This is a genomic window from Moorena sp. SIO4G3 (genome assembly GCF_010692305.1).
Taxonomy (GTDB): Bacteria; Cyanobacteriota; Cyanobacteriia; order Cyanobacteriales; family Coleofasciculaceae; genus Moorena; species Moorena producens_A.
Map to the genome: position 1 here is coordinate 24,389 of NZ_JAAHIG010000035.1, position 22,816 is coordinate 47,204.

The following is a 22,816-nucleotide window of genomic DNA, read 5'->3' on the forward strand; positions in this document are numbered from 1 at the left end:
AATGTTGAATCTAGTAGGGCTGATGGCTGATGGCTGATAGCTGATAGCTGATAGCTGATAGCTGATAGCTGATAGCTGATAGCTGATAGCTGATAGCTGATAGCTGATAGCTTACCTCATAACTACGATAAACGCTATCGACAAGTTTAGCTAGGGACAAGGCTCAATTGTCCAATCTTTAGGTTTCTCACTTTTATAACAGGACTGTTGACGACCTGCTTCCTTTAAATTCCATTTACCGGTAGATTGATCGAATTGAAACTCAAGTCGATAACGCTTGCCCATAATTTTGTCATCAGGTAGATTCATCTGGGTTAGAATTACGATTTTCTCAAAAGCTTGCTGATCAATCACCTTTATTTCTTCAGTAAACTCACTCTCGACCGTTTCTTTGTTACCAAATAAGTCTAATGCGATCGCTTGCGGATCATCTCCTATTCCCTTACCTTTGATTTCAGCTAGATTCAAGGGTTGATAACGAGATTTTTCTAAAGCATCATCAGAGGGATTACAACCCATTAGTATTAAGCTAATAGTCAACCCTACTACTATAAGCGGCAACCTAGATTTTTTATCCATGGTCATTTAAAATTAAATTGGTTATAGCCTTGATTTTATCAAACACGAATAAATTTTAATTGACGGCAAATTCAGTTTGCTGACGCATTTCGGGAGGATAGAAAGCTAAAACAATATTTTATTTCTTGATGCCAGCATTAATTAAATCAGTAGTGATACCCGTTTCTATTCCATCATATTCAATATAAATTTTATTATTTTTTATAGTAATATATATTAGGTTTCCTCTGATTCTTTTTCCCTGTGACCATCCTACCTGCATTAATCCGTAGTGCTCTCGTGTTTCGTCAAAAATAGGATCAAGTCTGATGTCTCCATGAGAGGGGCGAAATTGAGCGTATTTTAGAATAACTTGTTTTATTATTTCTCGATAGGTCGTTTGGATATCCATTGTTTTACCTCTAATTTGGAGGAAACCAATCTGATTGGATTTGTTCAGGGGAATAGGGACAGTTGTCAGGAAAGTCCCAATCGGAAATTCCGGTTTCATTAGCAGCGTCGGCTCTCGCATCACCATAAACTTTTGATAAATCTGCCCAGTATCGCTTTAAACTAGGAGTATCTCTCAGATAGCGTTTAAGGTTATTACGCTCTCGTTTGATAGTGATTTCCCAAGACCTAGACCGTTTTTCCGGTTGATATTCCCATTTCAACAGATGTTGAATCGTTAAACGAATCGAGGATAAAAAGCGGTCTCGCTCTCGTTTACTCAAGTCTTCAATCTCTTCTAGGAGATTAACCCAGTCTACTTCACTATACCGTTGTTCTTTGATCAGGGAAACTTGTTGTTCAACCCATTGGATGATGTCAGTTTCATAGAGCATTTTTTTCTAGGAAATCTAACTAAACCTGACAAAAGCCTTACCTGGTTGGGTTACGCTGCTGCTCACCCAACCTAAGAATAACGCTACTGCCAGATGTAAATCAGTACAAACAAAATAATCCAGATCACATCGACAAAATGCCAGAACAGGGAGGTGGCAGCAACCCCAAACTCACCGTTGTCGTAGTTACCAGGAATGAAGGAGCGTCCCAGCATAATCAATTGCAACAAGACTCCTGTGAGCACGTGCAAACCATGAAACCCGGTGAGCAAATAAAAGGTGCCGCCAAATACCCCATCGGTAAATCCAAAGGGGAGACTGCCCCATTCCACTGCCTGACCATACAAAAAGTAGCTCCCCATTGCCATGGTCAGGAGCCAAAATGCCCGAAAGCCCCACAGATTGTTGACATGGAGATATCGTTCGGCAATATAAATTACGAAACTACTAGACACCAGCACTACAGTATTAATAGCTGGCTCTTTGATCTCTAGCCCTGTGACACCGGCAGGGAGCCAGTCGGCTGTGGTAGTCTTGTAAACAATGTATCCAGCAAAGAAGCTCAGGAAGATAACACTTTCCGAGAGCAAGAAAATGATGAAGCCAAACATGCTGTTGCCTGCTTCATCATGGCTATGTTCTGCTGTCCCATCAGAGGTATGGGTCTGACTCGGTATTACACCAGAGGTGAGTGATGGATCGATTTCAGTTGGGTTCATGAATAACTTCTAGCGCATCAGGGTTAGAAACCAAAGGTTCAGATTTGCCATAGCCATAGGGTTCGGCAACCACCACAGGCAACTGTTCAAAGTTCTCGTGAGTGGGCGGGGAGGAGACAAGCCATTCTATCCCGATCGCCCGCCAGGGATTGGCTGGTGCTTTTTCTCCTTGTACCCAGGAACCAACCATATTGAGGATAAAGGGCAAAGTAGACATGCCCAACAGGAAGGCTCCAATGCTAGCAACCACATTCCAAAAGGCAAATTCGGGATCGTAGGACGCAACTCGGCGGGGCATGCCTTGCAGTCCTAATGGGTGCATGGGGAAGAAATTGAGATTGGCTCCGATAAAGGTCAGGGCAAAGTGCAGTTTTCCCAACCCTTCATTATACATGCGCCCTGTCATTTTTGGGAACCAATGGTAGAAGGCGGCATAAATTCCCATAACTGTTGCGCCATAGATAACGTAGTGAAAGTGACCAACAACGAAATAGGTGTTGTTGACGTGAATATCTACTGGAACGGCTGCTAACATAATGCCAGTAATGCCCGCAAATACGAACATCACCAAGCCACCTAGTCCGAAAAGCATGGCGCTGGTTAGTCTGAGTTTGCCTCCCCAAATGGTGGCTACCCAAGCAAAGACTTTGATGCCAGTTGGCACGGAAATCAGCATTGTGGAGAACATAAACAGCATCCGCATCCATCCGGGGGTGCCGCTAGCAAACATGTGATGCACCCAGACTATAGCGCTCAACCCAACAATAATTAGGGATGAAATAGCAACTACTTTGTAACCAAAAAGGGGCTTGCGGGCGTAAACTGGGAATATTTCTGAAAAAATGCCAAAAATTGGTAAGATAATTACGTAAACGGCTGGGTGAGAGTAGAACCAGAAAAAGTGCTGGAACAGAATGGGATCGCCCCCTTTGGCAGGGTCAAAAAAGCTGGTGCCTAGGGTTAAATCAAACAACAGCATGATGGCTCCAGCAGTCAGGGCAGGTAAGCCAAATAATTGAATAATCTGGGCACTGAGTACAGCCCAGACAAACACAGGCATTCGGAATAAGGTCATTCCGGGCGATCGCATCCGAATAATGGTGGTTACGATGTTGACGGCTCCCAGAATAGAGGATACTCCCGAAAGCGCCACGGCTAGTAGCCACAGAAATTGACCGCTAATCAAAGCACCAGTAGGATTTTGCAGGCTCACGGGTGGATAAGACCACCAACCTGCCTGGGCTGGGCCTCCTGGAGCTAAAAAGCTTCCCATCAGGACAATCCCAAAGACGGGCACCATCCAGAAGGCCAGGGCATTCAGCCGGGGAAATGCCATATCCCGTGCCCCAATCATCAGCGGTACTAGGTAATTGGCCAGCCCGGCCAACACTGGAAAGGTCCACAAGAACAGCATTACTGTTCCGTGGAGGGTAAACATAGCATTGTAGACGGTGCGATCAACCAGATCGGCTTCTGGGGTAATCAGTTCACCCCGGACGATCATGGCAAAGATTCCACCAATGAGAAAAAAGAAAAAAGAGGTGACAATATACTGAATCCCAATCACTTTGTGATCGGTGCTGAAGCTGAAAAAGCGTTTCCAGTCTTCAGGGGCACCTGGCGAGGGCTGTTTGCCCAAAGAGCCGATTGGTTCAACTGAAGAAAGATTAGTCATCAGTTCTTCGCGGCTTTCCTCCCCATCCCTCTATAGGGTGGGGAGGAAAGCCGCGCCTCCAATTAGTGGTTTACAAGTAAGCCCGTTGAACGTTTTAGGAGTCGGACTTTTTGGGCAGTAAATTGTCCGACTCGTTTCCAATTGATATCGCTCACAGAAACCTGTCTTACTGTCTGACCGCTTACCCAACCTCGATAGGTTTTTCCGGCCTTAACAGCTTCAACGTAATCTCCTTTACGAAAACCATGACTAGTAGTTGTTCCTCCGTATTTGCGCCGTTTTCCACATGCACGAAAATTCAGCAGGTGTAATTGACGACGACTTATAGGAGCGCGTCTAATCACAGAAAAAGTAGTATCAGTTACATCACAGTTTTTTGGAACACTTAGCTTCCCTTTGCTGTGATAATAATTTTTGCGCCGAAAGAAATGGGTGGCAGCTAATGCAATTCCGTCTACTGCATGAGTGTTAACCGTCTGCTGACTCTTATCGGCCTTGTCTTTTGCTAGCCCTAGAGCTTCCCTCTTCAGAGCAGTTTCCCAACCTTGTTTTTGAGTGACTGGAGCTATTTCTTCTAGCTGAGATATTGACCAATATTGGCCTACCATGACAGGAGAAAAACCTTTGTTTCCTCTAGCCTTGACTACCTCATAGACAATAGCTTTCACCGGGTATAAAAGGCTAAGCTCTTTGGCCACTCTTTGCTCTAACTGGCGATTTGCTCGAATTGAAGGAGGGACTTTTTTAGCTACTCTATTTGAAAATCGCTTTTGTCGATGAGACCTTTGCGAGTAAGGTACTTTACGATTTATTCGACGGCTTCTGCGAGTTTTTCGCATCATTCGCCTAGTGTCCATCCGATCTCGAACCTTCTTGTATGGCAAAACTAAATGTCCTGCCCAAAGAGTGGCCTTCTCTGACTGAACAGCAACGCCAGAAAACATTTTTCCAGGGTCAATGCCAATAGCTATATCCTGGATTTGCTCTCCAGATGGTTGATTGACTAACTCAACAGCAAAAACGTTTAGATCGTTTTGGTAAATAACAGCTAAACCTTGATTAAGCCAACGTCGAGCACGAGATGCTTTTGTAGGCATCAATGGTCTTCCATCAGGTGAAATAACTGGAACTCGTAACATGGTGATAAACCTCACGAGAAAAAGTATTTGGGTTAATAACCCGTCCCCTCGACCACCGAATCTAAGATGTCCTGTCTTTAGCAGCAACTGGCGACACAGTCTTGAAGAGGTTCGGACTGGGGAAATATCCGGACGTTCGTACCAAGATTCGGCTCAAATGGTCTAGTCAAACACAAACAGTTGGTCGCCTGCTCAAGCCCCAACCTAAGAGGATGGGGTTATTGACAACCCTTTGTTTTGGATATTTGAACCGGAGTAATTCACCATAGGAGGCGCAGCTGGAACCACCGTTTTCCAACCTGCATTAATTGCTGTTTCAGAGGCTCGACGATATTCCTCGAAGGCTGGATTGTAGGCTGCTGCGGGTGGTTGAACCGCCGCTTGAGCAAGCCACTGCTGATAGGATTCCGGGGACTCTACTACCACATCCGCCTGCATTGCTGCAAAGTAAGTCCCACTGTATTGAGAATCCCGCAACCGATAGTTGCCTTCGCGAATGGGAGTAAATTCAAACTCGATCGCCTGATTTGGGATAATATCCTGCTTGACTCGAAAGGCGGGTATATAAAACCCATGTATCACATCCTCTGATTTGAGGGTAAGCTTGATGCGATGGTTGTTGGGTAAATGCAGTTCTGTGCTGCTGATACTCTGCTCCGGATAGCGAAATTCCCACGCCCACTGACGAGACAAGACTTCGATGCGCTCTATTGGTTCGATCGAGTCAGGCATTTGTGAGTCAGTACTTGGTTCGATTGGTGCAGCCTCAGCGGTTGCCATTTCTAGATGAACATGCTCCATCGGACCAAGAATCGACATCTGGTCGTAGACCTGGTAGCTGTAGGCTGCAATCCAAATTACTAAGGCCAAGGGAATTGCTGTCCAGACGATTTCCAGGGTGATGTTTCCTTCAATTGCTGGACCATCGCTTAAGTCATACTTGCCTGCTTGCTGAAACAAGACTGAATAGGTTAGGGTTCCTACTACTCCTAAGAAAATAAAGGTTCCCAGTGTCACAAGGAAACTGAATAAATCGTCAACTAGCAGGGATTCAGCTGAAGCTTGGGGAGGAAACCAAGAGTAAGCCTGTTGACCCATCCACAGACTAATCCCGGCTAATGCGATCGCAACGACAACCAAGGTCAAAATCCTGCGAATATTCATGAGCTTATTTATTTCAACAGTAAGTTTGGATCTTCTCCCAGTCTCAACAGGCGATCGGCGCTAATGTGTAGGCCAAAATCTGCCGCTAGTTGCGCTCCCAGGGTACCGTGAACAAACATCAGTGCAAAAATCCCTAGTCCCGCTAACAAATAGGTCCATTGTACTTGTCTGGCCCTATCCTTATTCCAAACAAATCGCTGAAATCCGCGCCATACTGTCATTGCTACAATCAGCAGCAGCAGCAAGACTCCGCCAACTCCATGCCAAAGCATGGTTTCCATGGCCTGTAATCCCCAGGCACTTCTAACCTCTGTGGGTGGGTCTGCCAGCATGATTTCATAGAAACCCGCTGCAACGGTGAAGAAAGTAACCACTGCTGCTGCGAGCATGTTGTACCAGCCGACATCAAAAAAATTGGATCTTGTGGCAGGAATTGCCAGTATCTTAAAGACTGGCTTTTCCAGGGGAAACAAGACTCCAACGATATCAAAGCCGATGGCCACGATAAATAAACCAAGGGTTAGATGTACCAGATTGGGATGAATCGGAATCGGGTAAGGCAAGCCATTGGCTCCCAATTGGCTTCCTAGTTGGTCAATTAGGTTTGAACTCATTGCAACAAGCCCTCCCTAGTCCCTTCTACTACCGGAACAGTATGCAATCCATAGACCCAAACCAGTAAGTCACCCAGGTAGACCTGGACAAATACTAACCCTACTAACAACGCCCCCACTCCCAAAAAAGGGATGGGTAACTCTTTGGGATTGCGAGAACGAATAATGTAGCGCCATGCTGTCACCCCTGCAATGATGCCAGATAGAGACCAACCAATCAGCGTATGCAGGTTCAATGTTGCCTCTGCTGCTGTGTAAGGTTCTGCTAATCCGGCTTCAATTTGCCCAAAAATAACAGCAATAAAGATAGAAATAGTCGCAAAAAATAAATTCCACCAACTTACCTCATACAGGCGATAATTACGGCTCAAGTAGCCGACAGCGTCACAAAAGACGGCAAACAATACCATGGCAATCACAAAATGAACCACGATCGGATGAATTGTATCGGGATACGGCAAGTTGTGATCGTTGAGTGGGGGGAGATACTCTAGCATATTGTTCTCAATGAGGTTTCAATGAGGAATTGTTGGTAGTGGTAGACTAGTAGTGACTTTAACCCCCGAAACATTGACGCTTACCGTAGCAAAATCACTACATCGTTACCACTACCGAATTGTTCATAATACTACTCAATTAATAGTAATAAATTTATAATTACTAAAACGCTAGTATAAAATTATTAGGCATCTTTGACATTAGAGCCATAAAAACAATTATATTCAGGCTGATCAGCAAGAAAATAACATAAAATTGTTGGGGCTTTATTCCTTTCCAAAAAATCACTGTAATTCTCCTAATTAGTTTATTTGCCTAGATAAAAATACTCATTAAATGAGTATTGACTTAGACTTGAGCAGATATATAGTTAGTGACCGCTAATTTTTCAGCAAACAACTAACTGTGTCAAATTAATTGACTCAAATGACAGGGTTTACAAAGCAAGCAGCTAGCTCCAGTTAGTAGATATAGCAACTATATAGAGCAAGGATAGCGATACCTGACTTTAGATATATCACCTGGTTTTACTATAGCCAGCTAACCCTTAGTATTAGTAGATTTTTCAGGAAGTTTTAAGATTTATTACAAAGCCAAAAAGGTTTACAATTTGTCTTATCTGACTTTGACGATTTGTATTGTTATAGCAAAGGTGAATTTAGCTCCCGGAACAGGAAACAGGGAGTAGGTAGTAGGTGAATTTGGAATAGGGAATAGGTCAAAAAAATTGTATCCATAATTACTATTATAACCGCTAGATAAAGTATTAACTGTTTGAACCTCCCCACCCTGTAAGAGGGTGGGGATTCCCAGGCACAACAACTATGTTGCTGTTATCTCCATGGGCGTGACTTTCCCCCGCACCGGAGGTAGCTGAGTTTAAAGTTACCGTAAGATAGTGGTTTGAAGTTACCGTAAGTAGAGGGTCGCCTTTACAGGGGACTGGCTATGAGGATGCATGGTTAAAACTATTGTATTAAGGCTCCACTACACTTACGGTAACTTCAAGACCCGTGGCGAATTTAATTCGCCTACGGTTAGAAGTTACCGCAAGAATAGGGCAGCCTTTATAGTCGGCAGGCTATGAGTCAAAGGGTAATGGTTATTGTTTTAAGGCTGCCCTAATAAACAGGTTTTGTCTCCGGAAAGCGCACCTTTGGTTAAAAATTTGTAATTAAGGCGACCCTATCTAAGGCGCGCGTCTAATGGGTCAATTCCCAGTTTTTTGAGACCCCGCAACTTGATGTTTATTGCCCCATTAATGTCAGCATCGTCATAGTGACCACAGTTGGTACAGACAAACTTTTCTTTTTTTCTGTTACTTTTGCTGACGTGATGACATTTTGGGCATTTTTGAGACGTGTGCTTGGGATTTACCTTGACTACTGGTATGCCTGACTTTGCAGCCACGACTTCTACTTTTTTAACCAGTTCTCCCCAAGCTGCATTAGATATTGACCTATTTAAACCTTTTTTTGCCGACTGCCCATTGCGTTCGTGAAACGTCGGCTTTGCCGAATCGTAGCTACCACTTTCATTGGGTCTAGGTTTACACCGAGATTTCATTGCTTTAATATTGAGGTCTTCAAATACTAAAGCATCTGTTCCGTCAACTAATTGATTGGCAATACCCCAATGGTAGGCACTACGATTATTTGTTATCCGCTCATGAAGCGAAGCAACCGCTTCATAAGACTTCCCTCTATTCCTAGACCCCTTATTCTTCCTGCTAGCAGCTTTCTGCCTCAACTTCAAACGCCTTTCCCTGCGTCTAAAGGATTTTTGTTTAGCCGGATTAGCTATTGTTTTTCCATTAGATAGGCTTATTAACTTATTGATACCTAGATCGCAGCCTTTGACTCTCAGAGGGTCAATTTCGGTATTATCTTTTACTGGAGTAGGTGGAACCGATTTATCTTCGATTTGAAGACTTACGAACCACCCACGAGCTTTTCTGCGAACAGTGACTGACTTCAGGGTAAAACCCTCAGGTATAGGACGGGAGTTATAAAAACCCATCCATCCAATTCCTGGGAGGTATATTTTGTTTCCATTAAGCTTCACCTGACCAGGAGCGTATTTGAAGCTTCTAAATCGTGACCTTCTTTTTGGTTTTGGATATCCAGTTTCTCCTTTGAAGAATTTAGCAAATGCGACATCCAACTGTCTTAGGGTCTGTTGTAAAACAGTTGAATGAATCGATTTATACCAAGGTCTTTCTTTCTTGAGTATGGGCAGACTGGAACTTTGAGCTTCGTAAGCACTTCGTCTTGGATTTTTATGACTTTTCTTCCAAGGGTAGCCTATAGAGTAATTTTTACTCACTGAACAGGTCAATGGACACGCTTCCCCACCACTTTTTAATTCACAGTAATTGCCTAACCTGGGAGTTTTTGCTTGATCGTAAGAATCATTTCTGTCTCTCAACAGGTAATTATACTGTAATCTCAGCATATCCAACCATCTGTTCATTTTAGATTTCTGTTGCTGATTGGGCTTGAGTTTGTAAGAGTATCCTAGTTGCATCTGTTCGACCTATTTTAGTGCTAATCTAATTATAGACCCCCAAAACTATAGTGTCAAGGAAATGTCTGAACAAATTAAAAGAAAAGTAGGAAGACCCAGATTACACGAGGAAGCAAAGAAGAGTTACAGTATCAAGGCTACTGAAACTGGTTGGCAGGGATTGAAACGTTTGGCCGCTTGTTCGGGGTTAAGCCTTTCTGAATACTTAGAGTTCCTAGGAAGAACTGGGACTTTGCCTGATTGAGGGAAAATTCATACCCGGAGACGAAACCTTAGAATAGGGTCGCCTTTATGGTTGGTCGGCTATGAGAAAAAGGGTTAAAACTTTATTATTAAGGCGACCCTATTCTTACGGTAACTTTAAGCCCTGAAAGAGGGATGGGGTATTCTTTTCCCTGGCCAAAGGCCACGCTACGCGAACAAACTCCCTTCTTGATAAATTGAAGGGGATTGGATCTGGAAACTATAGCCTAGAACTGTTGAGTAATTTTACTTATGGTTTTCATTCGATATCGTTCCAAGGTGATTTCGACATAAGCAACGTTATCGAGGTGCGACCCGTGGCGAATTAAATTACGGGTCAAGCGCACCTCAGGAGTCAGGAGCTTCGAGTCAGAATAAATGAAGTTTAATTTGCAATTAATCAGAGTTTAATGATTTGATAAGATTAACGATTGGCCGTAGGCCACGCTACGCGATGAAGCGAAGCTTCCGCTAAAAGCGAACGCACTTTCGTTTTTCTACTTTGACTAGAAAATGCGATAAGTCTCAAAATTCGAATTTTTTGAACTTATATCCGATTTTTTGGGTCAATTACCCTGTTAGTGAGGATTGGACTGACTAATACTGGGGTATTGGCTTGAGGCGATGACAGATTGGCTATACTGACAGATTGGCTATACTGATTAGTTAGTCAGGGCTTAGGCAACAAATCTATGATACGTTTGGTAAATAAAATTGGGGGTAAAGCCCCTCATAGAAATCAATGACTGAGCTAGAAGAGTTCAAGGGATTAAACTATCAGTAGCAACTCAAACCGTGAAGATTCAAACCTTTCTTCAACCCATTGACCGTACTGCTGGGGCAGTCATAGTTATACTGAGTCTACTGATTGGTATATTACTGTGGACTGGCGATCGCACTGCCCCCAGGGTACGGGAATTTACGTGGCAAGATAAACAAGTGGGTGCGGAGGATAAAGCGTTTATCCTAACCTTCAGCCGTCCTATGGATCAGACTAGTGTAGAAGCGAATCTGAACATTGTTCCACCCATCCCGGGCAAAATTAGCTGGGCTGGACGTAAAATGGCTTATACTCCGCTGCTTCCTTTACCCTATGGTACCGAGTATCAATTCCAGCTCACTGGGGCAGTAGACCAATTCGCTAAGCCTGGCAATAAGACTGCCATGGAACCGTTTAAGGCATCCTTCCGTACCCGTGACCGAGCCTTTGCCTATGTGGGTGTTAAAGCAGAAGAACAGGGGCGATTAATTTTCTATAATCTCACTCGCCAAGAAAAAACTATCTTGACGCCTCCAGATTTGCTGGTTATGGACTTTAAGTTCTATCCTGATGGCAGCCGAATTCTTTTTTCTGGTGTTAGAAGTCAGAATCAAGAACAGGACTTGCTCTCCGCAAAATTATATACTGTGACCACCGGCATATCTACTCGTGCCCCAGCTCAAGCGACCGTATCCTCAGACTCTGCGGGTAAAGTTGAGCAGGTTCTCGATAGCAAAGACTACCAGAATCTGAAGTTTGATTTGTCTGCTGATGGTAAAACGATTGTGGTGCAGCGGGTCAGTCGGAGTAATCCTTCGGAATTTGGGCTGTGGACCATACAACCTGGTGCCAAACTGAGACCATTAGACCATGAACCAGGAGGAGATTTTCTAATTACTCCTGATAGCAACGCCATCGCGATGGCTCAAGGTCAGGGAGTGGGCATTTTACCCTTGACACCAAATGCTCAACCCCTAGACTTTTTACCGAAGTTTGGCATGGTTATAAACTTTGCTAAGGATGGTTCAGCAGCAGTGATGGTGAAGTTTAATTCTGACTATACGCGATCGCTATTTTTAGTCAAAAACCAGGGCTCTGAGCAAGAGATACTGCGCACCACTGGTTCTGTCCATAGTTGTGAATTCTCGGCGCAAAACCAGATTCTCTATTGTCTGCTCAGCCAACTCATTGTTGGGGAAGAATTCAAAGAAGAACCTTTCCTAGCAGCGATTAGCCTTAAACCTAATGACAAGAATGAGTATACCTTAAAGCGCTTGATAGTTTTACCGGAGCAACAGGAAGTTCATATGAGTTTGTCCCCAGATGACTTAGGTATACTCTTTGATCAAATAGTCCCTGAACAGTCATCTGAGGAAGGTTTGATCACTGATGAAGGACAAATAATTGCCAATGCTAGACTCTGGCTATTACCTTTAGAGGATGATACATCTTCAGATACTCCAGTGAAGCTTGAAGCGGAACCACTCCTAACTGGATTTAATGCTCGTTGGCTACCTTGAAGGTTAGCAGGTTGAAGGTTAGTAGGTTGTTCGCGAAGCGTGGCCAATAGGCCAAGGTTAGTAGGTTGAAGGTTAGCTGGTTGAAGGTTAGTAGGTTGAAGGTTAGTAGGTTGTTCGCGAAGCGTGGCCAATAGGCCAAGGTTAGTAGGTTGTAAGAAGCATTCAGCCTTCAGCGGTCAGCTGTCAGTAGATGAATAGCACTAACCTTAATTGGTAGTGCTATAACCTTAAACCTGTCGCCTTAAACCATCAAACCTTAAACCTGTAACCAAACAACCTTGAAACCAAACAACCTTCAAACCAAACAACCTTCAACCTTCAAACCAAACAACCTTCAACCTTGAAACCTTCAACCTTCAACCTTGAAACCTTCAACATTAAAACCTTCAACCTTCAACATTAAAACCTTCAACATTAAAACCTTCAACCTGTAACCTTAAAGTAAAAGACTATGGAAATTAATCAGTGTCTTCATGTTGCTGTTTTAGTTTCTGATTTGGAAAAGGCAGAGCATTTTTACGGTAATATTTTGGGATTATCTAAAGTTGATCGAGAGCTGAGATTTCCTGGTGCTTGGTACCAAGTTGGTCAATTCCAAATTCACTTGATGGTTAATCCTAATGCTAAAGTTGACCTAAAAAATCCTGAAAAATGGAGTCGTAATCCCCACATTGCCTTTAGTGTCGTAAATTTAGATGAAGCTAAGGAATCTCTACAAGCTCATGGTTACCCGATTCAATTGAGCTCGTCTGGTCGTGCGGCATTGTTTACCCAAGATCCAGATGGTAATATTATTGAGATTATTGACACTCCCCATGCCTAGAAGGCAGGGGATTCTCGGTTCAACGAGGTTACTTGCTCTCCCAGGCCGGAGCCAAGAAGAGTAGAGGCATCCTCTCCCCGAGCGTTGATAAAAGTTCCTGTGTGCCCCACAGTACTCAAGGCTCTTGTGAGAATGTTTTTCGCGGCATTATGATCGCGGTCTAACTGACACCCGCATTGACAAACATGGGTTCGAGTTGACAAAGATTTTTTCACGACCTCGCCACAACTGGAACAATTATGGCTAGTATAAGCAGGATTTACTGCAACAGTTATCCTACCAAACTTTTTACCAAAATATTCCAGCCATTCACGAAATTGATACCAACCTGCATCATTAATAGACTTGGCGAGACAGTGGTTTTTAACTAAGTTTTTTACCCTTAAGTCTTCGTAGGCGACCAGGTCGTTAGACCGGATTACGCAACGTGCCAGTCTCTTTGCATGTTCTTCACGCTGCCTACTTATCTTGAGGTGTGTCCTACCTAGTCTATTAATGGCTTTTTTACGGTTAGCAGAGCCTTTCTTTTTTCGGGAAACCCGACGTTGATAAAACTTCAGGCGCTTCTCGCCTTTTCGATAAAATCTAGGATTAGGTTCGGCATACCCATCAGAGTCGGTATAAAACTCTTTCAAACCTACATCCAGTCCAACAGTAAAGCCAGTCGCTTCTAGTTTTAAGGCTCTAGGCCACGCTGCGCGAACGGGAACGGAGTTGTCTACTTTGAGGCAGAACTGGACATAATAACCATCAGCCCTTTGGACAATCCGAACCCGTTTGATCAGCTTCTGATCGAAACGCCACAAGTCCCAGGTGCCTTTAAGTTTAAGGCTTCCGATTCCTTTCTTGTCGGTAAACTTGATTGACTTTTTGTCTGGGGATAACTTCCAACCAGACTCCTTATATTCGACCGATCGAGAGTGCTTTTTGAAGCGGGGATAACCCTTTTTGCCTGGAAGCTTTTTCTTGCAGTTATTATAAAACCGCTTGATTGCCCGTTCTACGTTTTCTACCGAGGCTTGGCAAGCATGGCTATTCAGGTCTTTAACAAAAGCGAATTCGTCTCTTATTTGGGTGTTGTAACGATAGAGTTCTTTTTTGCCTATTCCTCGATTGTCCATCCAGTACCTTAGCACTTTGTTTCGGACAAAACGAGCCGTCCTAATTGCTTCATTTATTGCCAATTTTTGAGGCTCCTTTAGGACAGCCTTGAACTCCATGACCAGCACCTTTAAATCACCTCCTTTGGTTGCTTACCTTACTTACTATTATAGTCGATAACGAGCGAGCAAAAGTTCCAGGGACAGTTAGGAAATAAATTCCCTGTGGGCTAACCCCATGGTTTGAAGTTACCGTAAGGAGAGTGGAGCCTTAATCAATAAGTTTTAACCTTTTTATGCATAGCCTGCCAACCATAAAGGCTCCACTCACAATCAGGTTTCGTCTCCGGGATGGAATCCAGGGGCTTGCGCCCTTAGATTTTTCGGTCAGATTAGTACGATTAGCACTTAGGGGTTAAAGTAGGTATGGAGAGGATATATGAAAACTATTGCCTACCTGTACAGCAATCCCCTACTTGACCCAGTGCCTGACCCAGCAGTTTGGGGTTTGGAGGTGGATCAGGTCTATCTAGATTTGGGAGGACGTCAGCAGTGGCAACAGTTAGTTGCGGATTGCCAAGCTCAACCCCCTGATTACTTGCTAATTCGTCGCCTGGAAGAACTGGGAGAGTGTTTAGCTGAAATTAGCGATCGCATTAGCCAAATTGAAACCCTTGGTGTTTGCTTGGTTGCCACAGAGCAATCTTACAATTCTGCTCAGCTAACGGATGCTACCAACTACACTACGATTCGTGCTAGTTTACTGAAGCTCTTACACGAAATCCAGCAGGAAGTCAACAGTCGCCGCCTTCGGCAAGGACATGCTCGTAATCGCCTCAAAGCCTTACCCCCACCAGGAAAAGCCCCCTATGGCTATCGGCGGGGCAAAGACCGCTATCTAATTGACCGCAGTACTGCACCAGTGGTTAAGGATTTTTTTGAACAGTTTCTGCTTTATGGTTCCTTGCGGGGTGCAGTACGGTATTTAGAGCAAAAATATGGTAAACGGATTTCCGTGACTACCGGGCGTCGTTGGCTGACAAATCCAGTCTATCGGGGAGACCTTGGCTATCAAAAAAATGGTGAGGTCATTTCCGATACCCATAGCGCCATTTTGAATCGGGAAGAAGCCGCACAGATTGACCGACTGCTCAGGCGCAACCGACAATTACCTCCTCGAACCGCCAGTGCTCCCCGTTCTTTGGCAGGGTTGGTGGTTTGTCAGGAATGCCAATCGGGGATGACCGTTGTTAGTGTTACTCAATATCGTAAAAACAAACAATATCTCTACCTACGTCCGATCAATTGTCCTCAGCATCCCAAATGTCGTGCTATTAGTTATGAACAGGTGTTGGAGCAGACCATTCAACTGATCTGTCAGGAATTACCCCGTGCTGTTGCTGCTATGAATTCTCCCAGCTTGGATGGGGTCAAGGAATCCCTTCAGGGTAAAATTACTCAAAAAAAAGATAATTTAGAGCAGCTACCTCTGTTAACCTCTAGTGGGGTGCTTGATCAAGAAACTGCTGATTTACGAGCATACAAACTACGGACAGAAATTTCCCAATTGCAGCAGCAGCTAGCTGCTTTGCCGCCAGTGAATTTAAAAGCGATCGCTCAGACAGTATCCATTCCTCAATTCTGGATTGACTTATCAGAATCAGAGCGTCGGTTTTACTTTCGGGAGTTTATTCAAAAAATTGAAATCCTGCGTCAGGTAAAGGAATGGCAGCTGCAACTTGTGTTTATTTTTTAGAAGCTATCAGCTATCAGCTATCAGCTATCAGCTATCAGCTATCAGCTATCAGCTATCAGCTATCAGCTATCAGCTATCAGCTATCAGCTATCAGCTATCAGCCATTTGCCACCGACAAATTACTCCTATTTTAACCAACGCCCTTTCGCGACGCATCCTGTAAAGTTATCCAAAGATAAATTACATTAGCTTTCACAAAGCTAGTCCTGTTCAGTTATTTTTGTAAAATTAAATACAGAAAATAGTTAAGGTTTACCCATTGTCTGGGAAGATTTTGGCTCGAAGCAGTCTCAGCTAGGGTAGACGGGAATTTTTTTACCTTGATGAGAGAACCATGAAACTTTTAGAACCAAAGACCCAAACCCCAACTTGGAACAGCTCCCCTAATCCCAACTTAGATCAATCCCAGGAACCGTTCCAACCTCAGACTTGGGTACATCTGTTAGAGCTACCTAATCCCTATAGCTTTGATGAAGCGCTACTGCTGTGCCAGGTTTCAGAAGAGCACTGGGTATCCTGGATTCCTGATCATGGTGAAGCAACCCTACATATCAGTCAATTTTTCTGAGTTTTTATTAGAAACACAGCCCTTGGAGGCAAAAGGCTTGCAGGCACAATAATCGATTAGCCACCGCTAACAGGAGGAATCAGAACCACTTCATCCCCATCTTGCAAGGGGGTATCGGGGGGAACAAACTGCAGATTGATGCCAAAGCGGGTCACTTCACGCCATTGCTCCAGTTCTGGGTGTTCACTCAGTAAACGGTCTAGCACGGCTGATACTGATGTTTGAGGGGGAAATCCTAACTGGAGTTCTGGCAAGCCATAGGTTTCTTGATAGGCAGCAAAAAGCTTGACTGTAACGGTAATTGATGGTTCAGACATAGATAAAGTAGTTATCAAGCTCCCTAATTGCTATGAATTTGCTATTTTTTTGTGTTAAATGCTGTTTTATTATCTTCTCCCTGACGAGACTCAGACCCAAAAACTTGACCAATAAGATCAAAGAAAATCCAATAATATAGATGCACCCTGAGGATCAAAGCAGTATGTACCCTAATTCAAAAGTATTGTAAAACCTAAGTGACATATTTGACTAGATTGATCAAATAGCTAGTCCAGCGGCATTCGCATCTTATTTTTGTACATGCTGGCGGGGTGAGGATTTCAGGGATCGAGTCCTACCCATGAATCAATTGATGAAATCCTTACTGGATCAGGGTTTTGCCATTTAGATGCGAATGCCGCTGCTTCCTTTAGTAAGCGCGTGATTGAGATGCTCTTACCCTGAGCTATAAACCTGGCTGACCCTAGAAGATATTCTGGTATTCGTTCCAATCCTCTGAAATAACCGTCTCCGTACCCTGATTCTGAAAGTTATGAAGATCCGGTAGACCAATATAGCTATAGTAGGACAGTTGACCGTTGGGCTTTAGAGCAAACAAAACTCCAGAACCTCCGGAAAAAACTTTACTATATTGGTTCCAACCCTTTGAAATAACCGTCTCCGCACCCTGATTCTGAAAGTTATTAAGATCCGGTAGACCAATATAGCTATAGTAGGACAGTTGACCGTTGGGCTTTAGAGCAAACAAAACTCCAGAACCTCCGGAAAAAACTTTACTATATTTGTTCCAATCCTCTGAAATAATCGTCTCCGCACCCTGATTCTGAAAGTTATTAGGATTCGGTAGACCACTATAGCTATAGTAGGACAGTTTGCCGTTGGGCTTTAGAGCAAACAAAACTCCAGAACCTCCGGAAAAAACTTTACTATATTGGTTCCAACCGTCTGAGATAACCGTCTCCGCACCCTGATTCTGAAAGTTATTAAGATCCGGTAGACCAATATAGCTATAATAGGATAGTTGACCATTGGGCTTTAGAGCAAACAAAACTCCAGAACCTCCGGAAAAAACTTTACTATATAATTGCTTCCAACCGTTTGAAATAACCGTCTCCGCACCCTGATTCTGAAAGTTATTAAGATTCGGTAGACCACTATAGCTATAGTAGGACAGTTGACCGTTGGGCTTCAAGGCATAAAGAATCTGAAAACAAGACTTACCTTGAGTCAAAACAGGGGTCAAGGTTGTTAGCCCGGTCATGGTAGCGAGTACAACCAAAAACCTTCGACGTCTGATGACACTTTTCATTTGTATAACACCTTTTCATTTGTATAAGTGTGATTCGATTCCCTCCCAACCTCTTAATAAACAGAGAAGATTTTAAATAAACACAATACTGTCATCAAAAGCTGTTTAATTTATTCCAACTTATAGGGGCATCAGCAAGGGAATTGCTAACTATCAAAATACACATGCTAAGTCATAAAGATACACATAATTTAGAATAATTTAGAATAATTTAGAATAATTTAGAATAATTTAGAATAATTTAGAATAATTTAGAATAATTTAGAATAATTTAGAATAATTTAGAATAATTTAGAATAATTTAGAATAATTTAGACCTGGCGGGGCGACAATGTCAGGGTAAGCGCATCTTGTCAACAAACTGGGGGTAGTTCTCAATAAACCCGGTATTATTGTGCTTATTGACAAGATATTTTCTACCTATAGTGTTCAAGTAAATAAATAAACACTATAGGGATGAATCAATCAATGACATGTGTTTACTCTACTCCCTAGTATTGATAAAACTATGGCGATAGAGTAATAACCCCTTAGTGGAAATTAATCTAAGAAACTGAAGATCAATTGGATTTACCGATTAGGATAGAATATTGGTATTTCTAGCTTAGTAAATGAGCAGATCCCCTCAAGCATCTACTCCCGAATCCAACGATAACCTTCCGAAAAGGGCAACTGAAGCAGCAAGGAAAGTTGCGCCTGAGAATACTGACCATCGGACAGTGGACCGCAGTAAGCTGACACCGATGATGCAGCATTTTGCTCAACTAAAAGACCAGTATTCCCATGCTGTGCTGCTCTACCGAGTTGGGGACTTCTATGAAACCTTCTTTCAGGATGCCAGGATAATTTCTGAAGCCCTGGAACTGGTCTTAACTAGCAAAGAAGCAGGTAAGGGAGTGGGACGGGTGCCAATGACAGGGGTTCCTCACCATGCTTTAGACCGCTACAGCACCATGCTAGTGGAAAAAGGCTATGCGATCGCAATTTGTGACCAAGTGGAAGATGCCTCAGTAGCAGCCAAAGAAGGACGTCAGGTGCGCCGGGAAGTCACCCGTGTTCTTACCCCCGGTACCTTGATGGAAGAGGAGATGCTCCATGCTCGTCGTAACAATTTCCTGGCAGCAGTAGTGATTGCTAAGAATCATTGGGGTTTAGCCTATGCAGATATTTCCACTGGGGAATTTCTGACTACTCAAGACCGAGAGTTAGACCTGCTGGTTCAGGAATTGATGCGCTTGCAGCCGTCGGAGGTATTAATTCCCACCAATGCTCCCGATTTGGGGAGTATGCTACGACCTGGTCAGACCTCTGAGAGTTTACCGGATTGTTTACCAAATTCATTTTGTTATGCACTCCGTCCCCAACGACACTTTACCTTGGCCGAAGCCCGACAGCGACTGTTGGAACAGTTCAGAGTGCGATCGCTTGAAGGCTTAGGGTGTGAACATCTGCCCCTTGGTGTCCGTGCTGCTGGTGGATTGTTGGAATATCTGAAAGATACCCAAAAAGAAAATTATGTAGCGTTACAGATATTACGTACCTATACCATTGCTGATTATTTAATTCTCGACCACCAGACTCGCCGCAATCTGGAAATTACTGCTACTGTCCGAGATAACACCTTTAACGGTTCCCTGCTTTGGGCTCTCGATCGAACCAGTACAGCCATGGGAGGTAGAGCATTGCGGCGCTGGCTACTACAACCATTACTAGAGATTAAGGGAATCCGGGCGCGACATGATACGATTGCCGAATTAGTGGATAATACTGGACTGCGCCAGGACTTACAGCAGCTGCTTCGGAAAATTTATGACTTGGAGCGGTTGACAGGGAAGGCAAGTTCTGGTAGAGCGAATGCTAGAGATTTAGTCGCCCTAGGGGATTCTCTCTTGAGGTTACCGGAATTAGCTGACCTAGCCGCTTATGGGTCTTCTCCCTATCTGAAAGTGATGCAGAATGTACCGCCACAATTGGAAGAGTTAGGGCACACAATCCAGGAGCATCTGGTAGAGTCACCACCGTTGCATCTGACTGAGGGGAAATTAATTCGGCCTCAGGTCAACCAGCAGTTGGATGAAATGCGTGCTCAAGCCGAGGAGGATCAACAGTGGATTGCCAATTTGGAAGTGACGGAGCGGGAAAAGACAGATATTCCCAAGCTGAAGGTAGGGTTTAATAAGACTTTTGGATATTACATTAGTGTCCCTCGTGCTAAAACAGCTCAGGTACCAGATAACTATATTCGGAAGCAGACCTTGGTTAATGAAGAGCGCTACATAACCCCAGAGCTGAAGGAAAGGGAAGCACGGATTCTGACGGCCCGGGAGGATTTGAATCGTTTAGAGTATGAAATTTTTGTAGGTTTGCGCCATGAGGTAGCGCTGGAAGCTGACAGGATTCGGGGTGTGTCTCGGGCAGTAGCAGCGTTGGATGTGTTGTGTGGATTAGCAGAGGTCGCTGTTTATCAGGGATATTGTCGTCCCGATATGGATCAAAGCCGGGAAATTCGGATTATAGATGGACGGCATCCAGTGGTAGAGCAGTCCTTGCCCAGTGGTTTGTTTGTGCCCAATTCCGCGTCTTTAGGTCAAAACAAGTTGAAGGTTGACGGGGAGTTGAAGGTTGAAGGGGAGTTGAAGCTTGAAGAGGAGTTGAAGGTTGACGGGGAGTTGAAGGTTGGAAGGTTGAAGGTTGAAGGTTATTCCGAGTTGAACGTTGAAAATTCTAACCAGCAACTAGATAACGAGCAACTAGATAACGAGCAACCTTCTAACCTTCAACCTGCAACCAACACTAACCTTCAACCTGCAACCGACACTAACCTTCAACCTGCAAACCTTCAACCTGCAACCGACACTAACCTTCAACCTTCTAACCTTCAACCTGCTAACCTTCAACCTGCTAACCTTCAACCTTCAACCGAAACGGATAATCCTGATTTGATTATTTTGACCGGACCTAACGCCAGTGGGAAGAGTTGTTATTTGCGTCAGGTGGGATTGATTCAGTTGATGGCACAGGTGGGAAGTTTTGTGCCAGCATCGGAAGCAAGTTTGGGGATTTGCGATCGCATTTTTACCAGAGTCGGTGCGGTGGATGATTTAGCAACAGGCCAGTCTACGTTTATGGTGGAAATGAACGAGACGGCGAATATTCTCAATCATGCTACCGATAAGTCTTTAGTCTTGTTGGATGAGATTGGTCGAGGCACAGCAACCTTTGATGGTCTTTCCATAGCTTGGGCGGTCGGGGAGTATCTGGCTATGGAAATTAAGGCACGGACGATTTTTGCTACCCATTATCATGAGTTGAATGAGTTAGCGTCGATTTTGCCCAATGTCGCTAATTATCAAGTGACGGTAAAAGAGTTAGCCGATGAAATCATCTTTTTGCATCAGGTACAGCCAGGAGGAGCTAACCGTTCTTATGGCATTGAGGCAGGACGTTTAGCGGGTTTACCAACCTCAGTGATTAAGCGGGCGAAGCAGGTGATGAAGCAAATTGAGAAGCACAGTAAAATTGCCCTGGGGTTGCGCAAGGGGATTGGCAAACAATTGTCAGCTAGGGACGCAACTGGCCAAAAGTTGACAGACCAAGGGGTGACCATCGAACAGTTGGATATTTTTGATGACTAAGCCACCATGGTTGTGATTTGATTAACAGCGACACAATTAACACAGCTTATCAGTCAACGCGGATGGGATGGGACTTAGGAGCCGCTAAGCTAAGGCATTCCTGGCCACTGCCCTTACCCAAAAAATATCCGATTTCATAAATTTCTGAGCTAGCCCTGATTAGTAAATAGACCTTAAGCAATCAATTTGGGGAGTAGCTCAGTGACTATATATAGCGCTACGCGCAAGGCAACAGGCAATAGCTTACTAAAAAAGCTTTTGAGCTTTTAGCAATGTCCTAACTTGAATGCCTAGTGCTATACTAAATCACCTGTAGCTCTTGATAGGTATCAACCTTGAGACACTAAAGGGTCGCGATTAAAGTTTGGTGTACAAACACTTTGTAAGTCTTGGGTTTTTGCTATCTAAATAAACTACAATTCCTAGATTGCATTTGTAGCTTGATTACATCGGGTTAGACGTTGTCATACCCTTAATTTTTAGTGCTATATTTTCCTGGTATTGATAAAAATATTTTTGGTTTTAAGTGTGGAATGTTAGCTATATAATTTGTATTTTTTGATAATTTATTGGATGAGTGAGGAAACTTATGAAAGTTAAAGACGTCTATCAAGATGAACAAGGAAATTGGCATATCGACTATGGAATCGATCATATGATGGGGCTAGCCCTTAGGGTTTATTTAGGATATATAATTATCGCATGTATCATTTCGATAACCATGATTTTTTTTGGTTTAATTGGAGGTACAATAAGTGAATTAATCGAGAAAGAAGATAGCAGCACTCAACAGATAGCTCCTCAAGCAAATTACTTACCATCGTCTTCGCTAACGATTAGATAGGTCAGGAAGATGGTAAACTACTTTCCTCACTAGTGCTGATCATTCAGGGCTATTTCATTCTGATTTCGTTAGTGATATGCCTTGCTAGTATTGCACTGGGAAAGATTTGAGCCATTGCCCGAAACTCTGGCATCAACTTCTATCATCAGCATAGATTTGATCCTATGACTCAGGTTCAGCCTCTTATTGGTTCTCACCTTAATACACTCAAGGACTTGTTTAGAATCAATAGCCCTACTCC

At 43.6% G+C, this 22,816-nt stretch carries 21 protein-coding genes; 7 read left to right on the forward strand and 14 right to left on the reverse strand.

The genetic code is table 11. The features are described 5' to 3' along the window. Positions 1 to 150 precede the first annotated feature (150 nt). The 10 genes from F6J99_RS09165 to F6J99_RS09210 form a co-directional block, all read right to left on the reverse strand. Positions 151 to 519 (reverse strand): hypothetical protein, encoded by a 369-nt coding sequence (locus F6J99_RS09165; RefSeq protein WP_293112658.1) that lies wholly within the window; start codon positions 517 to 519, stop codon positions 151 to 153. Positions 520 to 697: 178 nt separating this feature from the next. Further along, positions 698 to 970: an element excision factor XisI family protein gene (locus tag F6J99_RS09170; protein ID WP_293112659.1), complete on the reverse strand. Its 273-nt coding sequence runs from the start codon at positions 968 to 970 to the stop codon at positions 698 to 700. Between the two features lie 10 nt (positions 971 to 980). Then, the gene (locus tag F6J99_RS09175) at positions 981 to 1,403 is read right to left on the reverse strand and encodes a DUF29 domain-containing protein (RefSeq protein WP_293112660.1); all 423 of its coding nucleotides are present in this window, start codon (positions 1,401 to 1,403) and stop codon (positions 981 to 983) included. An 83-nt stretch (positions 1,404 to 1,486) separates the two neighbouring features. Beyond that, a complete protein-coding gene (locus F6J99_RS09180) occupies positions 1,487 to 2,122 on the reverse strand; it encodes a heme-copper oxidase subunit III (RefSeq protein WP_070395153.1) in 636 nt (211 codons plus the stop codon). Beyond that, entirely contained in the window at positions 2,109 to 3,797 is a 1,689-nt protein-coding gene (gene ctaD / locus F6J99_RS09185) for a cytochrome c oxidase subunit I (RefSeq protein WP_293112661.1), read from the reverse strand. Before ctaD ends, F6J99_RS09180 begins: the two co-directional genes overlap by 14 nt. A gap of 62 nt (positions 3,798 to 3,859) precedes the next feature. Beyond that, positions 3,860 to 4,936 (reverse strand): RRXRR domain-containing protein, encoded by a 1,077-nt coding sequence (locus F6J99_RS09190; RefSeq protein ID WP_293112662.1) that lies wholly within the window; start codon positions 4,934 to 4,936, stop codon positions 3,860 to 3,862. A gap of 204 nt (positions 4,937 to 5,140) precedes the next feature. After that, a complete protein-coding gene (locus F6J99_RS09195) occupies positions 5,141 to 6,100 on the reverse strand; it encodes a cytochrome c oxidase subunit II (protein ID WP_293112663.1) in 960 nt (319 codons plus the stop codon). Between the two features lie 8 nt (positions 6,101 to 6,108). Next, a complete protein-coding gene (locus F6J99_RS09200) occupies positions 6,109 to 6,714 on the reverse strand; it encodes a DUF2231 domain-containing protein (protein WP_070395150.1) in 606 nt (201 codons plus the stop codon). After that, a complete protein-coding gene (locus tag F6J99_RS09205) occupies positions 6,711 to 7,211 on the reverse strand; it encodes a DUF2231 domain-containing protein (protein WP_293112664.1) in 501 nt (166 codons plus the stop codon). Before F6J99_RS09205 ends, F6J99_RS09200 begins: the two co-directional genes overlap by 4 nt. 1,186 nt (positions 7,212 to 8,397) lie before the next feature. Continuing rightward, positions 8,398 to 9,738: a transposase gene (locus F6J99_RS09210; RefSeq protein ID WP_293112665.1), complete on the reverse strand. Its 1,341-nt coding sequence runs from the start codon at positions 9,736 to 9,738 to the stop codon at positions 8,398 to 8,400. Positions 9,739 to 9,799: 61 nt separating this feature from the next. Here F6J99_RS09210 and F6J99_RS09215 point away from each other — a divergent pair, with 61 nt between their 5' ends. Both F6J99_RS09215 and F6J99_RS09220 read left to right on the forward strand, forming a co-directional pair. Continuing rightward, entirely contained in the window at positions 9,800 to 9,982 is a 183-nt protein-coding gene (locus tag F6J99_RS09215; protein ID WP_083305378.1) for a hypothetical protein, read from the forward strand. 794 nt (positions 9,983 to 10,776) lie between these two features. Beyond that, a complete protein-coding gene (locus tag F6J99_RS09220) occupies positions 10,777 to 12,261 on the forward strand; it encodes an Ig-like domain-containing protein (protein WP_293112666.1) in 1,485 nt (494 codons plus the stop codon). Here F6J99_RS09220 and F6J99_RS09225 read toward each other — a convergent pair. Continuing rightward, positions 12,239 to 12,400 (reverse strand): hypothetical protein, encoded by a 162-nt coding sequence (locus F6J99_RS09225; protein WP_293112667.1) that lies wholly within the window; start codon positions 12,398 to 12,400, stop codon positions 12,239 to 12,241. The genes F6J99_RS09220 and F6J99_RS09225 overlap by 23 nt on opposite strands. A gap of 312 nt (positions 12,401 to 12,712) precedes the next feature. Here F6J99_RS09225 and F6J99_RS09230 point away from each other — a divergent pair, with 312 nt between their 5' ends. Further along, a complete protein-coding gene (locus tag F6J99_RS09230; protein WP_293112668.1) occupies positions 12,713 to 13,084 on the forward strand; it encodes a VOC family protein in 372 nt (123 codons plus the stop codon). Here F6J99_RS09230 and F6J99_RS09235 read toward each other — a convergent pair. Continuing rightward, positions 13,081 to 14,313 carry a transposase gene (locus F6J99_RS09235; RefSeq protein WP_293112669.1) on the reverse strand — a complete coding sequence of 411 codons (1,233 nt, stop codon included), beginning with the start codon at positions 14,311 to 14,313 and terminating at the stop codon, positions 13,081 to 13,083. The genes F6J99_RS09230 and F6J99_RS09235 overlap by 4 nt on opposite strands. A gap of 310 nt (positions 14,314 to 14,623) precedes the next feature. On the opposite strand from F6J99_RS09235, the gene F6J99_RS09240 reads away from it, so the two are divergent. Continuing rightward, positions 14,624 to 15,940, forward strand: coding sequence for a recombinase family protein (locus tag F6J99_RS09240; protein ID WP_293112670.1), 1,317 nt, complete (start codon positions 14,624 to 14,626; stop codon positions 15,938 to 15,940). Between the two features lie 334 nt (positions 15,941 to 16,274). Next, positions 16,275 to 16,508, forward strand: a complete 234-nt coding sequence (locus F6J99_RS09245) for a hypothetical protein (RefSeq protein ID WP_293112671.1) — start codon at positions 16,275 to 16,277, stop codon at positions 16,506 to 16,508. 56 nt (positions 16,509 to 16,564) lie between these two features. Here the strand turns inward: F6J99_RS09245 and F6J99_RS09250 are convergent, their stop codons facing one another. After that, positions 16,565 to 16,825, reverse strand: coding sequence for a MoaD/ThiS family protein (locus F6J99_RS09250; RefSeq protein WP_009149283.1), 261 nt, complete (start codon positions 16,823 to 16,825; stop codon positions 16,565 to 16,567). Between the two features lie 425 nt (positions 16,826 to 17,250). Next, positions 17,251 to 18,096 (reverse strand): tachylectin-related carbohydrate-binding protein, encoded by an 846-nt coding sequence (locus F6J99_RS09255; RefSeq protein WP_293112672.1) that lies wholly within the window; start codon positions 18,094 to 18,096, stop codon positions 17,251 to 17,253. Positions 18,097 to 18,707: 611 nt separating this feature from the next. Here F6J99_RS09255 and mutS point away from each other — a divergent pair. After that, positions 18,708 to 21,731, forward strand: a complete 3,024-nt coding sequence (gene mutS / locus F6J99_RS09260; protein WP_293112673.1) for a DNA mismatch repair protein MutS — start codon at positions 18,708 to 18,710, stop codon at positions 21,729 to 21,731. 589 nt (positions 21,732 to 22,320) lie between these two features. Continuing rightward, positions 22,321 to 22,575, forward strand: coding sequence for a hypothetical protein (locus F6J99_RS09265; protein WP_293112674.1), 255 nt, complete (start codon positions 22,321 to 22,323; stop codon positions 22,573 to 22,575). The last annotated feature ends 241 nt before the right edge of the window (positions 22,576 to 22,816 follow it).

What these genes read in the sequence shown, in the direction of transcription:
- F6J99_RS09165 (WP_293112658.1), bottom strand. Translation starts at nt 519, where the DNA reads ATGGGTTGTAATCCCTCTGATGATGCTTTAGAAAAATCTCGTTATCAA.
- F6J99_RS09170 (WP_293112659.1), bottom strand. Translation starts at nt 970, where the DNA reads ATGGATATCCAAACGACCTATCGAGAAATAATAAAACAAGTTATTCTA.
- F6J99_RS09175 (WP_293112660.1), bottom strand. Translation starts at nt 1,403, where the DNA reads ATGCTCTATGAAACTGACATCATCCAATGGGTTGAACAACAAGTTTCC.
- F6J99_RS09180 (WP_070395153.1), bottom strand. Translation starts at nt 2,122, where the DNA reads ATGAACCCAACTGAAATCGATCCATCACTCACCTCTGGTGTAATACCG.
- ctaD (WP_293112661.1), bottom strand. Translation starts at nt 3,797, where the DNA reads ATGACTAATCTTTCTTCAGTTGAACCAATCGGCTCTTTGGGCAAACAG.
- F6J99_RS09190 (WP_293112662.1), bottom strand. Translation starts at nt 4,936, where the DNA reads ATGTTACGAGTTCCAGTTATTTCACCTGATGGAAGACCATTGATGCCT.
- F6J99_RS09195 (WP_293112663.1), bottom strand. Translation starts at nt 6,100, where the DNA reads ATGAATATTCGCAGGATTTTGACCTTGGTTGTCGTTGCGATCGCATTA.
- F6J99_RS09200 (WP_070395150.1), bottom strand. Translation starts at nt 6,714, where the DNA reads ATGAGTTCAAACCTAATTGACCAACTAGGAAGCCAATTGGGAGCCAAT.
- F6J99_RS09205 (WP_293112664.1), bottom strand. Translation starts at nt 7,211, where the DNA reads ATGCTAGAGTATCTCCCCCCACTCAACGATCACAACTTGCCGTATCCC.
- F6J99_RS09210 (WP_293112665.1), bottom strand. Translation starts at nt 9,738, where the DNA reads ATGCAACTAGGATACTCTTACAAACTCAAGCCCAATCAGCAACAGAAA.
- F6J99_RS09215 (WP_083305378.1), top strand. Translation starts at nt 9,800, where the DNA reads ATGTCTGAACAAATTAAAAGAAAAGTAGGAAGACCCAGATTACACGAG.
- F6J99_RS09230 (WP_293112668.1), top strand. Translation starts at nt 12,713, where the DNA reads ATGGAAATTAATCAGTGTCTTCATGTTGCTGTTTTAGTTTCTGATTTG.
- F6J99_RS09240 (WP_293112670.1), top strand. Translation starts at nt 14,624, where the DNA reads ATGAAAACTATTGCCTACCTGTACAGCAATCCCCTACTTGACCCAGTG.
- F6J99_RS09245 (WP_293112671.1), top strand. Translation starts at nt 16,275, where the DNA reads ATGAAACTTTTAGAACCAAAGACCCAAACCCCAACTTGGAACAGCTCC.
- F6J99_RS09250 (WP_009149283.1), bottom strand. Translation starts at nt 16,825, where the DNA reads ATGTCTGAACCATCAATTACCGTTACAGTCAAGCTTTTTGCTGCCTAT.
- F6J99_RS09255 (WP_293112672.1), bottom strand. Translation starts at nt 18,096, where the DNA reads ATGAAAAGTGTCATCAGACGTCGAAGGTTTTTGGTTGTACTCGCTACC.
- mutS (WP_293112673.1), top strand. Translation starts at nt 18,708, where the DNA reads ATGAGCAGATCCCCTCAAGCATCTACTCCCGAATCCAACGATAACCTT.
- F6J99_RS09265 (WP_293112674.1), top strand. Translation starts at nt 22,321, where the DNA reads ATGAAAGTTAAAGACGTCTATCAAGATGAACAAGGAAATTGGCATATC.